Source organism: uncultured Caulobacter sp. (assembly GCF_947036865.1).
GTDB lineage: Bacteria > Pseudomonadota > Alphaproteobacteria > Caulobacterales > Caulobacteraceae > Caulobacter.
In genome coordinates, this window is the sequence record NZ_CAMQSF010000003.1 from 80,923 (window position 1) to 93,532 (window position 12,610).

A 12,610-nucleotide genomic window follows, 5' to 3' on the forward strand; every position below is an offset into this window, starting at 1 on the left:
AGAGGGAGGCGTGCATGAAGGCCTGGAAGGTTCTCGCGACGATCGTCGTCGCGCTGGTCGTCGCCGGCGCGGCGGCCTGGCATTTCCGCTTCGACCTGATCATTCTGCTGGCCAAGTCCAAGCAGCCGAAGATCGAGGCCAACCATCCGGTGACCTGGGCCAAGGGCCCCGAGGCGCCCGCGCCGGGTCCCCGTCCGCCGAACGTGGTGTTCATCCTGGCCGACGACCTTGGCTATAACGACATCACGCTGAATGGCGGCGGCGTGGCGAACGGCGCGGTGCCGACGCCGAACATCGACTCCATCGCCCATCAGGGCGTGACCTTCGCCAACGGCTACGCCGGCAACGCTACCTGCGCGCCCTCGCGCGCGGCGATCATGACCGGCCGCTACGCCACCCGCTTCGGGTTCGAGTTCACCCCGACCCCCGTGGCCTTCTCGCGTGTCGTGGGCGGTCATGGCGGGGATCCGCTGCATCCCTCGCGCTTCAACGCCGGCGAGGTGAAGAACGCGCCGAGGGACGACAACACCGAGGCGGTGCCCTCGACCGAGATCACCATCGCCGAGGCGCTGAAGACCAAGGGCTATCACACGATCCATCTGGGCAAGTGGCACCTGGGCGGCGTCAAGGGCTCGCGGCCCGAGGACCAGGGCTTCGACGAGAGCCTCGGGTTCATGGCCGGCGCCTCGCTGTTCGCGCCGGTCGGCGACCCCTCGGTCGAGGAATCCCGCCAGGACTTCGACCCGATCGACAAGTTCCTGTGGGGCGCGCTGCCTTACGCCGTGCAGTACAACGGCTCGAAGATGTTCCACCCCAACGCCTACATGACCGACTATCTGACGGACGAGGCGGTCAAGTCGATCGGGGCCAACCGCAACCGGCCGTTCTTCATGTACCTGGCCTATAATGCGGTGCACACGCCGCTGCAGGCGCCGAAGGCCGACTTCGACGCGCTTTCGGGGATCAAGGATCACCGCCTGCGGGTGTACGGCGCGATGGTGCGCAATCTCGACCGCAACATCGGCCGCGTGCTGCGGGCGCTGAAGGATCAGGGGCTGGACGACAACACCCTGGTGATCTTCACCTCCGACAACGGGGGCGCGAACTATATCGGCCTGCCGGACATCAACCGGCCGTATCGCGGTTGGAAGGCGACCTTCTTCGAGGGCGGCATCCACGTGCCGTTCCTGCTGCGCTGGCCGTCGCAACTGCCGGCGGGCGCGGTCTATCGCAGCCCGGTCGGTCACGTCGACATCTTCGCCACCGCCGCCGGCGCGGCCGGCGCGGCCACGCCCAAGGATCGGGTGGTGGACGGCGTCGACCTGGTTCCCTTCGTGAAGGGCAAGGCCTCGGGCGACCCGCACAAGGCCATGTACTGGCGCTCGGGCCGTTACAAGGTGGTGCTGGCCGGCGGCTGGAAGCTGCAGGTGGCCGAGGAGCCCGATCGCGTCTGGCTGTTCGACCTGTCGGCCGATCCGACCGAGCGGCATGACCTGTCCAGGAGCCGGCCCGACAAGGTCAGGGAACTGCGGGCGACGCTCGCGCAGCTGGACGGCCAAATGGCCAAGCCGGCCTGGCCGTCGCTGCTGTCGGGCGCGATCTATGTCGACCACCCCGGCGGCGTGAAGGCCACGCCCAGCGACGAGTACATCTATTGGGACAACTGAGGGCGCTGCCGATCCTGATGGTCCTGGCGCTGGCGGGCTGCGGCAAGCCGGCGCCGAAGGCCTGTCTCGTCGGCCAGCCGGTCGCCGATCCGGCTCATCCCACCGCCGGCATGGTCCGCCTGGCCGGCCGCGACTTCCAGATGGGCGCGGCGCCGATGCGCGCCGAGGAGGGGCCGCCCCAGACGGTGAAGGTCGCGCCGTTCTGGATCGACCGCACCGAGGTCACCAACGCCGCCTTCGCGCGGTTCGTGGCGGCCACCGGCTATCGCACCCTGGCCGAACGTCCGCTGGATTCCGGCCGCTACCCCCAGCTGACCGAGGCGCAGCGGCGTCCGGCCTCGCTGGTCTTCGTGGGGGCGAAGGGCGCGCGGTCGGACGATCCCTCGCAATGGTGGCGGGTGATCCCCGGGGCCGACTGGCGTCACCCAGAGGGCCCAGGCTCGAACATCCGCGGCCGCGAGGCCTGGCCGGTCGTGCACATCGCCTGGGAGGACGCCATGGCCTATGCGCGATGGCTGGGCCGCGACCTGCCGACCGAGGCCGAGTGGGAATACGCCGCGCGGGGTGGCCTGGTCGGCAAGCGCTATGCCTGGGGCGACCAGCCGCAGGACGCCAAGCATCCGCGCGCCAACACCTGGCAGGGCGTCTTCCCGGCCCAGGATCTCGGCACGGACGGCTTCAAGGCCAGCCCCGCGCCCGTCGGCTGCTTCCCGCCGAACGGCTATGGCCTGGTCGACATGGCCGGCAATGTCTGGGAGTGGACCAAGGACTGGTTCAAGCCGGGCCTGGCCCCCGCCAGCGTCCTGGAGACCGGCGGTCCGCCCGAGATCCGCGCCCTTGACCCCGAGGAGCCGAACGCCCCCAAGCATGTGATCAAGGGCGGTTCGTTCCTGTGCGCCGACGACTACTGCTTCCGCTACCGGCCCGCGGCCCGAACGCCTGGGCCGCCCGACAGCGGGGCCTCGCATATCGGCTTCCGGACGGTCTATCGCGCGCGCTAGAAGCCCGCCGCCGGCTTGGTGCGGATGTTCAGCTGACCCGCCAGCCCCGCCTTGCGGTGGTGCTCGATGGCGTGCATCTCGGGCGACAGGGCCATCTTCTGGAAGGCGGCCAGAGACGGATATTCGGCCAGGGCCACGGCGTCCCACAGCTCCTCGACCTCGCCGATCATCAGGCCGGTGACGGGCCCGCTGTAGCGGATCTTGCCGCCCAGGGCGGTGACCAGCTTGGCCACCTCGGCGCCGTAGCGCGCATAGGCCTCGCGCCCGGACAGTTCTGGCTCAGAGCCATCCTCGTACTCGGCCTTCTCCTTGAACTTCAGCAGGTTGACCATCACGAACGGCCCATCCTCGGGCGCGCCGAAGAAGGCCTGGAACTGCTCGGGCGTCGGGAAGACGGTGTTGACGACTTTCATGGCGCGGGACTCCTAGGCCAGGGACGCGACGAGGCCGTCCAGCAGGGCGGCGATTTCGGCGGGGCTGTCTTCCTGGATGAAGTGGCCGCCCTTGAGCGTTGTGTGAGCGGCCTTTTTCGCGCCCGGCACGCGCGCCTGGAACGGCGCCTCGCCGCCGCGCGTGATCGCGTCGGCGTCGCTGAAGGCGGTGACGAAGGGCTTGTCGAACCGTTCCAGCACCGCCCAGGCCGCCTTGTTCTCGGCGACCGAGGCGTGTTCCGGAGTGATCGGCACCAGGGTGGGGAACTGCCGCGCGCCTTCCTTGTAGGTCTCGTCCGGGAACGGGGCCTCGTAGGCGGCGCGCTCGGCGTCCGACAGGTCGCGGGCCGTGCCGCCGTTCAGGATGAAGCCGATCGGCAGCTCCGGCACATTCTGGCTGAAGTTCAGCCAGGCCTCGAACCCGTCGGTCTTGCCGACCCCGGTCGGCAGGCCGGTGTTGGAGACCACCACGCCCGCGAACCGCTCGGGGAAGGCCGCCACCAGGCGCAAACCGATCAGGCCGCCCCAGTCCTGGCAGAACAGCACGATGTCCTTCAGGTCGTTCTGGACCAGCCAGTCGCTCATCCAGGCCACGTGACGCTCGTAGGTGTAGTCGGTGCGCTTGGCCGGCTTGTCCGAACGGCCAAAGCCCACCAGGTCGGGCGCCACGGCGCGGCGGCTGCGCTGGACGAGATCGGCGATCACCTTGCGATAGAGATAGGCCCAGGACGGCTCGCCGTGCATCAGCAGGATCGGCCGCTCATCGCGGGGACCCTCGTCGACGTGGTGGAGTCGCAGCGTCGCCCCGTCGGCGTCGCGCACCTCGGTATAGTGGGGCGCGTAGGGCCAGTCGGCCAAGCCCTCGAAGCGTTCGTCCGGCGTGCGCAACACGTCCATGGCGTCCTCCCTGTCATCCGTCGCGGATTTGTATTGACACTATGAGTGTCATTATGGAGCCTGTCGGTCAAGATCGAGCGGGAGGCGAACGTGCGGAAGGTGTGGATCGGGCTAGGGACGGTGGTCGGTCTGTTGGTCGTGGGCCTTGGCCTCGCCTGGCTCTTCCGCGACCGCATCGCGCTGGTGGGGATGCGCAAGGCCTACGAACAGATCCTGGCCAGCGATCCCGTGGCCGAGCTGCCGGACGGGCTGCACGTCGGTCTGTGCGGCTCCGGCTCGCCGATGGCCGATCCCACGCGGGCCGGGCCGTGCGTCGTCGTGGTGGCGGGCAAGGACGAGTTCGTCGTCGACAGTGGTCCCGGCTCGACGCGCAACCTGCTGCTGATGAACCTGCCGCCGCCGCGCGTCTCGGCGGCCTTCATCACCCACTACCACTCCGACCATATCGGCGATCTGGGCGAGCTGATGCTGCAGCGCTGGGCCGGCGGGGCGGCGAAGACGCCGCTGCCGATCTATGGCCCCCAGGGGCTGGACGGGGTCGTAAAGGGCTTCGAGGCCGCCTACCAGCTGGATCGCGGCTACCGCATCGCCCACCACGGCGAAAAGGTCGTGCCGCCCTCGGGCTTCGGCGGCGCGCCTCACGCCTTCACCGCCGATCCGGACGGTCAGGACGTGCTGGTGCTCGAAAAGCCCGGCCTCAAGGTCTTCGCCTTTCCGGTCATGCACCATCCGGTGGAAGGCGCGGTCGGCTATCGGTTCGAGTACAAGGGCCGCAGCGTCGTGATCAGCGGCGACACCGGCCCCTCCGAACGCCTGGTCCGCGCGGCCAAGAACGTCGACCTCCTGGTCCACGAGGGGTTGGCGCCGAACCTGGTGGCCGTCCAGCAGGATGTGGCGACCAAGGCTGGCAAGACCAACTACGCCCACATCTTCCACGACATTCTGACCTACCACACCGCGCCCGAGACGGCGGCGCGCGAGGCCAAGACCGCGGGCGTGAAGGCGGTGCTGTTCTATCACATCATCCCGCCGCTGCCGGTCCGGGCGCTGGAGGGGCCGTTCCTGGGCCGCTCGCGCGAGATCTTCGGCGGCCCAATGAGGGTCGGTCACGACGGCGATTTCGTTTCGCTGCCCGTCGGGTCGAAGGCGATGCATTGGTCGGACCGGCTGGCGCTGTTGAAGCTTTGAGGTGGTCGGGGGCGCGCCGGCGGTCTAAGCAGTCGGGCTGAACAGGGAGAGTCCCAGCCCGTGGAACCCGCCGCGCGTTATCTTCGTCGTAGCGACGTCGACAAGGACGAGCCCCTCGTCGACGGCCGCCGGCGCCGCTCGCAGGACAGCCGGGCGCGGATCGTTCAGGCCATGCTCGACTTGGTTCGCGAGGGGGGCGTTTCGCCCTCGGCCGAACTGGTCGCCGCCCGCGCCGACGTAGGGCTGCGCACCGTCTTCCGGCACTTCAACGACCTCGACAGCCTGTATCGCGAGATGTCGGCGGTCATCGAGTCGGAGCTGATGGCCCTGGTCCACACCCCCTTCAAGGGAACCACGTGGCAGGCGCGGGTGCTGGAACTGGTCGAGCGGCGGGCCTGGGCCTACGAGAAGATCGGCCCGTTCAAGCGCGCGTCGGAAGTGCACCGCCACCAGTCGCCGCCCCTGGCCGCCGACCACGCCCGCATGGTCGAAATCTCGCGCGAGATCCTGCGTCAGCAGCTGCCGACGGAGCTGGCCAAGGACCGGGTGCGCTTCGAGGCCATCGACATGCTGCTGAGCTTCGACGCCTGGAACCGGCTGCGCCGGGACCAGGACCTGTCCCCCAAGCGCGCGACCGAAGTGCTGCAGGCGGTCATCGCCGGTCTGCTGGAGGTCGCCGCCGACGTTCCTGGGAAGGTCACGGCGCCGGGCGAGGGTTAGACGCGAAGGGCTTGCGGTTCGGCTCCTGCCACGCGGTGTCAGGAGCCGCGTCGCGGTTCCTTGTCAGTCGCGCGGGGAACACCGAAGTTCTGGGAACGTTGTCGTCGCCTGGGCCTCGACAAGGCGCCGCTAAAGCCGACGGGGGGCCGTATGATTCCGGACGAAACGCTTGCCATTGACTGGTCCACGGCGCCGGGCGAGATCCTGCTGGAGCGCTATCACGCCGTTCGCCGCCGCACCGAGACGCTGGCCGCGCCGCTGTCGCCCGAGGACCAGGCGGCGCAGTCGATGCCGGACGCCAGTCCGACCAAATGGCACCGCGGGCACACGACCTGGTTCTTCGAGACCTTTCTGCTGACGCCTTATCTGCCCGGATACGCGGTCTATGACGAGCGCTTCGGTTATCTGTTCAATTCCTATTACGAGGCGGCCGGGCCGCGTCAGCCGAGGCCCCAGCGCGGCCTGCTGACGCGCCCGTCGGCCCAGGTGGTCGGGGCCTATCGCGCCCACGTCGACGCCGCCATGGCGCGGTTGCTGGCCGGTCCGCTGACGCCGGAGATCCGCGAACGGCTCGAGCTTGGCCTGAACCACGAGGAGCAGCATCAGGAGCTGATCCTGATGGATATTCTCCACCTCTTCGCCCAGTCGCCGCTGAGCCCGGCCTACCAGCCCGGCCCGGGCCCGGCGCGGCCGGATCCTGGACCCCAGCGCTTCCACCGCTTCGCCGGCGGGCTGGTCGAGATCGGGGCCGGGGAGGCGGGCTTCGCCTTCGACAACGAACGTCCGCGCCACAAGACCTTCGTCGCCCCTTTCCGCCTGGCCGATCGCCTCGTCACGAACGGCGAGTGGCTGGCCTTCATCGAGGCGGGCGGCTACGCCCGCGCCGACCTCTGGCTGTCCGAAGGCTGGGCCAGGGTTCAAGCCGAGGGCTGGGAGGCGCCCGCCTATTGGCGACGCGAGGCCGACGGCGCCTGGACCACCATGACCCTGCGGGGCCGCCATCCGGTCGATCCGCACGCTCCGGTCCTTCACGTCAGCTATTACGAGGCCGCCGCCTACGCCGCCTGGGCGGGCCGGCGCCTGCCGACCGAGGCCGAGTGGGAAGCCGCCGCCACGGCCAGCGGCATGTCCGCGGCGCTCCGCCAGCTGTGCGGCGCGGCCTGGCAGTGGACCGCCAGCGCCTACAGCCCCTATCCCGGTTTCAAGCCGGGGGGCGGCGCGCTGGGCGAGTACAACGGCAAGTTCATGGTCAGCCAGATGGTGCTGCGCGGCGGCTGCGAGGCCACGCCGCCGGGCCATTCCCGCGCCACCTATCGCAACTTCTTCTATCCCGGCAGCCGCTGGATGTTCGGCGGCGTGCGCCTGGCCGACGACGACCGCCTGGCCGAGGTGACGCCGGGCAACACCTTCCTCGACGAGGTGGTCGCGGGCCTATCCGCCACGCCCAAGACCCTGCCGGCCAAGTACTTCTACGACGCCGAGGGCTCGCGCCTGTTCGAGGCCATCTGCGATCTGCCCGAATACTACCTGACCCGCACCGAGACGGCGCTGCTGCGCCGCGTCGCGCCGGAGATCGCCGCGCGCATTCCGCAAGGGGCCGCCCTGGTGGAGTTTGGCAGCGGGGCCAGCACCAAGACCCGCATCGTGCTCGACGCCGCGCCCCAGATCGCCGTTTACGCTCCGGTGGACATCAGTCCCACGGCGCTCGACGAGGCCGCCGCGCGCTTGCGCGAGGCCTATCCGGATCTGGTCGTGGCGCCGCTGGTCGAGGACTTCACCAAGGCCATGACCCTGCCGGAAGGCGCTCAGGGCCATACGCCCGTCGGCTTCTTCCCCGGCTCGACGATCGGCAACTTCGCCCCGGCGGAGGCCGAGGCGCTGCTGCGGCAGGCGCGACTGTTGCTGGGCGAGGGCTCGCTGTTCATCGTCGGCGCCGACGTCGCCAAGGACCCGGCCGTCCTGATCCCGGCCTATGACGACGCGCAAGGCGTCACCGCCGCGTTCAACCGCAACGTCCTGGTCCACATCAATCGCGAGCTGGGCGGCACGTTCGACCCCATGGCCTTCGCGCACAAGGCGGTGTGGAACGCCGAGGAAAGCCGCGTCGAAATGCATCTGGAAAGCCGGCGCGACCAGATCGTCATGGTCGGCGACTACGGCTTCCGGTTCGCGGCGGGCGAGACCATCCACACCGAGAACTCGTACAAATATCCGTCCGAAGCCTTCGAGACCATCGCGCGGCGGGCGGGTTGGACGGTCGCCCAGCGCTGGATCAGCGAGGATCCGACCTTCGCGATCTACGCCCTCACCGCATAGGGGCGCAAAAAAACGCGCCGGCTCCGAGGGGATGGAGCCGACGCGTCGAATTCGGGGGCGATCGCCTTAAAGCCCGCGTTCGCCGGGGCGGCCGCCGCGCGAGGAAGATCCGCCCTTGCGACCGGCGTTGGCCGCCAGATCGCGGTCCTTGGCGAAGCTGCGCTTTTCGCTGGGCACGCTAGCTCCGCCCTTCCTGGCGATTTCGCGGCGGCGTTCCGGGTCCATGGCGGCGAAACCGCGACGACCGCGGGGACGTTCGCTATCGGTGTCCATGTGGGGCTCCTAGTCGGGACTGGTCACGGGCGGTACGGGCGAGAAGGCGGCGCCGTAGGGACGATCGTCCCCTGGATCGACCGGCGGCGAGGCGGGGGGCTCCTCGACCGGGATGACGCCGGGCTCGTACTCGGGCGGTTGAGGCTCGGTCGGAGGCGGGGCGTCTGGGTCGGTCACTGGCGTCGTTTCCTGCACGTTCCGGTGAAGTAACCAGCGAAGGCGCTTTCGGTTCACCGTGAAACCGCACTAATTACGCCGCACCGGGACGAGCCGGGCGTGAGGGAGTCGTCGGAGAATGCCTCGTAAGACCAAGAAGATGGTCGCTGGCGCGGTCGCTCATTGGCGTCTCGCCGCCGGCGTGGCGACGGGCCTCGTCGTCTGGTCGGCCGCGAAATATCTCGGCGCGCCGCGCGGCGCTCATCTTTTGTTGGGCTGGGACAGCGGGGCCATCGTCTATCTGCTGACGATGTGGACGCTGTTTCTGACGGCGGACGAAGCCGAGGTGCGATCCCGCGCCGCCCGCGAGGACGAGGGCGTTCCCGTCCTGATGCTGATCATCATGGCCGCGATCGTCGCCAGCCTGGGGGCGGTGGTCGACGCCATGATGGCCGTCAAGAACGCCGGCGCCGCGACCAAGTTCTTCATCGGCGCCTGCGCCGGCGCGACCTTGGTGCTGTCGTGGCTGGTGCTGCAGTCGGTGTTCGTTCTGCATTACGCCCATCGCAACTTCGGCGACGGCAGCACCAAGCAGGGGATCCAGTTTCCCGGCGAACCGCCGACCTGCTACATGGACTTCGCCTATCTGGCGTTCAGCGTGGGGGCGACGTTCCAGGTCTCGGACAACAGCATCCTGACATCCAAGCTGCGCAAGCTGGTCACCGCTCACGCGGCCACCGCCTATTTCTACAACACGGCGATCCTGGCGCTGGGCATCAACATCATCGCCAGCCTCGTCGGCGGCTAAGACGGACGGCCGCCGCCCCGGCCGCCGCGCCCGCCCCCCGGTAAGGGGCCCGGGCGCCCGCCGCCTTCGACGGCGGCCTGGGACGGGGTCTTGGGGAGCTCCTCCAGGGTCAGCTTGCCGTCCTTGTTGACGTCGAGCAGCGCGAAGCGGGTCTTGGCCGCCTTGACCGCCTCGGCCTTGCTGACGCGGCGATCGAAGTCGCCGTCGGCCGCCATCACGGGCTCGGGTTCGGCGATCAGGCCGTAGAGCGCCGCGCCTTGCAGTACATTGGACCCTCGCGGCCGAGGCGGTCGATCCCCGCCGCCGTCCTCCTGGCCCCGCGGACCGCCACGCATCGCGCCCGGCGCGACGCCGCCTATGATCTCCGGCGCGATATGCTGCTCGTAGTTCGAGACCTCGAACCCGTCGATGATCCCGTCGTGGTCGGTGTCGAGCACGGCGAAGAAGCGCAGGGCGTCGGCGACGAACTCATCGCGGCTCAGGGCGCCGTCGTGATCGGCGTCGGCGCCGGAAAACCACGCGGCGACGGGATAGGGCGCCCCGGCCGGCGCGCGGAACGGCTCGCCGGCGGGGCTGATGAACAGCTGAGGCCCGCGAGGGCGGCCTTCGCCGGGCGGCCCCTGGCGGGCGTCCGGGCCGGGCGGGCCTTTCGGCGCGGCGGCGCCGGCGGCCAAGGCGGCGGTGATCACGGCGGTCAGGCCCAGCGAGCGAAGCATCATGCGCGAAGTCTCCATGCGGCCAAGCTTTGAAGCGCCGGCCCATGGCGCGACGATGTCATCACGATCGGACGCGTTTGCCGGGCCGCAACAAAGCCGCCCCTTTCGGCCTCAATCCCCGACGATCAGGCCGGCAGGCGCACGCTCGCGCGAAGGCCGCCGCCGGGACGGTTCTGCAAGGTCACGTCGCCGCCGTGGGCGCGCGCCAAAGAGCGCACGACCGCGAGACCCAGGCCGATCCCGCCGGTCTCGCGATTCCGGGAGGGCTCGCCCCGATAGAAGGGCTCGAACACGCGCTCCAGCTCCGCGGTCGGCACGCCGGGGCCATCGTCGTCGACCTCGATGATCGCCATGTCGCCGTCGCCATAGACCTGGCCTCGCGCCGAGCCGCCGTACTTCAGGGCGTTCTCGACGAGATTGGAGACCAGGCGCTTCAGGGCCACGGGGTCGCCTTCGATCACCACCTTTTCGGCGCGCTCGACCGAGGCCTGGCCTCCGGTTTCGGCGGCCTCGTCCATGACGCTCTCCAGCAGCGAGGAGAGCTCCAGCTTCGTCCGCTCGGCCGGACGATTGGTGTCGCGGACGAAGCCGAGGGTGGCGGCGATCATCGCCTCCATCTGGTCGATATCGGCCGCGAGCTTCGGGCGGATGTCGTCGGGCGTGGCCTCGATGCGAAACTTCAGCCGGGTCAAGGGCGTGCGCAGATCGTGCGCGATGGCCCCGACCATGGCCGTACGGTCCTCGACATAGCGACGCAGGCGTTCCTGCATCATGTTGAAGGCGGTGGCCGCCGCCACGACCTCGCCGGAACCCGTGATGCTGAGCGGCGGGGTGCGCGGGTCCTTGCCCAGGCGCTCGGCGGCGTCCGCGAAGGCGGTGATGGGCTGCGCCAGGCGTCGGGCGAAGAGCCAGGCCAGCGGCGTCACCGCGATCACCGACAGCAACAGGATCAGCAGGATCCGCTGCTGCCAGTTGTCGAAGCGAAAGGTCGGCTTCGGCTCGACCACCAGCCACCGCCCGTCGCTCTGGCGCACGCCCAGCTTGAAGTCTCCGAAGATCAGGGGCTCATCGCGGCCCTGCGCGCGGGCGCCGCCGGGCGCGCCATTGCCGGGCTCCCGCGCGAACGGTTCGCGCGGACCGGAGCCGCCACGCGGCGGGTCATCGCTGGTCTTCGGCGGCGTCACGGGCGTGCGGCGGACGAAGAAGCGGGGGCCGTTGTCGATCTGCAGCTCGACGCGATCGGCGGGCACGCCGATCGCCCGGCCGATGCCCGCCTTGAAGTCGGCGCGGCGCGGGCTGTCGGGGCCGACCGAGTGAAGGGAGCCGCGTTGCTTGACCACCAGCAGGCGTCCGTCGCGGGGCTGCACGGGCTGACCGGTCTTCAGCGCCTTCACGATCTCGGCCGAGCGATAGAACTCGGGCGGCGGCGGGGGCAGGGTGAAGATGACGGCGATGGCGACGAGCTGCGCCGCCACCAGGGTGACGATCACCAGGCCGAGGGCCTGTACGAACAGCGGGGTGCCGCGCCGAACCGGCGTCATGGCGTGCGCACGACCTTGGCGGTGAACATGTAGCCTTCGCTGCGGATGGTGCGGATCAGCTCGCTGCCGCCGCCGTCGTCCAGCTTGCGCCGCAGGCGGCTGATCTGCACGTCGATGGCGCGGTCATAGGCGTCGCTGTCGCGGCCGCGCGCCAGGTCCAGCAGCTGGTCGCGGGTCAGCACGCGCTGGGGCCGCTCGACGAAGGCCCGCAACAGCGAGAACTCGCCGCTGGAAAGGTTGACCACCACCGACTGCGGGGAGCGCAGTTCGCGACGCACCAGATCCAGGCGCCAGCCGGCGAACTCGCAGGCCGCGCCCATGGCGTCGTCGCTCGCGCGCGGCTCCTGGCGACGCCGCAGAATGGCGCGCACGCGGGCCAGCAGCTCGCGCGGATTGCAGGGCTTGGGCAGATAGTCGTCGGCGCCCAGTTCCAGCCCGACGATGCGGTCGGTGTCCTCGCCCATGGCCGAGAGCATGATGATCGCCGGACCGTCGCTGGCGGACGACAGACGTCGGCAGATCGCCAGGCCGTCCTCGCCGGGCAGCATGACGTCGAGCACGATCAGGTCGATCGGCCCGCGCGCCAGCGCCTGCTCCATGGTGCGCGCGTCTTGGGCGGTCTCGACGGCGTAGCCATGACGCGACAGGAAGTCCGACACCACGTCGCGAATCCCCGGGTCGTCGTCAACGATCAGAATGCGCGGCGCGGCGCCGCGGGGCGCGTCGAGATCGGCCTGAGCGCTGTTTTGGGCGTTTTCCATGCGAATTTCCTGTCACGCCCCCGTCACGGTCAGATTTCACGCCTGAAACAGCGGCGCAACCCCGTCGTGCGATTCCGCGTCGCGCCGGCGGCGGGCTTCCCCCCTTTTTGCCAGTCGACGGCCTCCGGGATCCGG

Annotated in this window: 13 protein-coding genes; 6 read left to right on the top strand and 7 right to left on the bottom strand. The window is 69.8% G+C overall.

Features of this window, described 5'->3' with window-relative positions:
- The first annotated feature begins 14 nt into the window (after positions 1-14).
- Both Q0V34_RS03780 and Q0V34_RS03785 read left to right on the top strand, forming a co-directional pair.
- Positions 15-1,667, top strand: coding sequence for a sulfatase-like hydrolase/transferase (locus tag Q0V34_RS03780; RefSeq protein WP_297507939.1), 1,653 nt, complete (start codon positions 15-17; stop codon positions 1,665-1,667).
- Positions 1,655-2,668 (top strand): formylglycine-generating enzyme family protein, encoded by a 1,014-nt coding sequence (locus Q0V34_RS03785; protein WP_297507942.1) that lies wholly within the window; start codon positions 1,655-1,657, stop codon positions 2,666-2,668. Before Q0V34_RS03780 ends, Q0V34_RS03785 begins: the two co-directional genes overlap by 13 nt.
- Here Q0V34_RS03785 and Q0V34_RS03790 read toward each other — a convergent pair.
- Both Q0V34_RS03790 and Q0V34_RS03795 read right to left on the bottom strand, forming a co-directional pair.
- Entirely contained in the window at positions 2,665-3,081 is a 417-nt protein-coding gene (locus Q0V34_RS03790; RefSeq protein ID WP_297507945.1) for a DUF1330 domain-containing protein, read from the bottom strand. The two genes, Q0V34_RS03785 and Q0V34_RS03790, sit on opposite strands and share 4 nt — an antisense overlap.
- A gap of 12 nt (positions 3,082-3,093) precedes the next feature.
- Positions 3,094-3,996, bottom strand: coding sequence for a haloalkane dehalogenase (locus Q0V34_RS03795; protein WP_297507948.1), 903 nt, complete (start codon positions 3,994-3,996; stop codon positions 3,094-3,096).
- A 90-nt stretch (positions 3,997-4,086) separates the two neighbouring features.
- Here Q0V34_RS03795 and Q0V34_RS03800 point away from each other — a divergent pair, with 90 nt between their 5' ends.
- The 3 genes from Q0V34_RS03800 to egtB all read left to right on the top strand — a co-directional run bounded on the left by Q0V34_RS03800 (position 4,087) and on the right by egtB (position 8,220).
- The gene (locus tag Q0V34_RS03800) at positions 4,087-5,184 is read left to right on the top strand and encodes an MBL fold metallo-hydrolase (RefSeq protein ID WP_297508393.1); all 1,098 of its coding nucleotides are present in this window, start codon (positions 4,087-4,089) and stop codon (positions 5,182-5,184) included.
- 60 nt (positions 5,185-5,244) lie between these two features.
- Positions 5,245-5,904 carry a TetR/AcrR family transcriptional regulator gene (locus Q0V34_RS03805; RefSeq protein WP_297507950.1) on the top strand — a complete coding sequence of 220 codons (660 nt, stop codon included), beginning with the start codon at positions 5,245-5,247 and terminating at the stop codon, positions 5,902-5,904.
- Between the two features lie 150 nt (positions 5,905-6,054).
- The gene (gene egtB / locus Q0V34_RS03810) at positions 6,055-8,220 is read left to right on the top strand and encodes an ergothioneine biosynthesis protein EgtB (RefSeq protein ID WP_297507953.1); all 2,166 of its coding nucleotides are present in this window, start codon (positions 6,055-6,057) and stop codon (positions 8,218-8,220) included.
- 66 nt (positions 8,221-8,286) lie between these two features.
- Here the strand turns inward: egtB and Q0V34_RS03815 are convergent, their stop codons facing one another.
- Together Q0V34_RS03815 and Q0V34_RS03820 are read right to left on the bottom strand one after the other, a co-directional pair.
- On the bottom strand, positions 8,287-8,493 hold the full coding sequence (locus Q0V34_RS03815) for a general stress protein (protein WP_013079804.1): 207 nt from the start codon (positions 8,491-8,493) through the stop codon (positions 8,287-8,289).
- A gap of 9 nt (positions 8,494-8,502) precedes the next feature.
- Positions 8,503-8,670: a hypothetical protein gene (locus tag Q0V34_RS03820; RefSeq protein WP_297507958.1), complete on the bottom strand. Its 168-nt coding sequence runs from the start codon at positions 8,668-8,670 to the stop codon at positions 8,503-8,505.
- 118 nt (positions 8,671-8,788) lie between these two features.
- Between Q0V34_RS03820 and Q0V34_RS03825 the strand changes: the two genes are divergently transcribed.
- Positions 8,789-9,457, top strand: coding sequence for a DUF1345 domain-containing protein (locus Q0V34_RS03825; protein ID WP_297507961.1), 669 nt, complete (start codon positions 8,789-8,791; stop codon positions 9,455-9,457).
- Here the strand turns inward: Q0V34_RS03825 and Q0V34_RS03830 are convergent.
- The 3 genes from Q0V34_RS03830 to Q0V34_RS03840 all read right to left on the bottom strand — a co-directional run bounded on the left by Q0V34_RS03830 (position 9,454) and on the right by Q0V34_RS03840 (position 12,475).
- Positions 9,454-10,176 (bottom strand): EF-hand domain-containing protein, encoded by a 723-nt coding sequence (locus tag Q0V34_RS03830; protein WP_297507964.1) that lies wholly within the window; start codon positions 10,174-10,176, stop codon positions 9,454-9,456. The two genes, Q0V34_RS03825 and Q0V34_RS03830, sit on opposite strands and share 4 nt — an antisense overlap.
- Before the next feature lie 122 nt (positions 10,177-10,298).
- Positions 10,299-11,714, bottom strand: coding sequence for an ATP-binding protein (locus Q0V34_RS03835; RefSeq protein ID WP_297507967.1), 1,416 nt, complete (start codon positions 11,712-11,714; stop codon positions 10,299-10,301).
- The gene (locus Q0V34_RS03840; RefSeq protein WP_297507970.1) at positions 11,711-12,475 is read right to left on the bottom strand and encodes a response regulator; all 765 of its coding nucleotides are present in this window, start codon (positions 12,473-12,475) and stop codon (positions 11,711-11,713) included. Before Q0V34_RS03840 ends, Q0V34_RS03835 begins: the two co-directional genes overlap by 4 nt.
- Between the last annotated feature and the right edge of the window lie 135 nt (positions 12,476-12,610).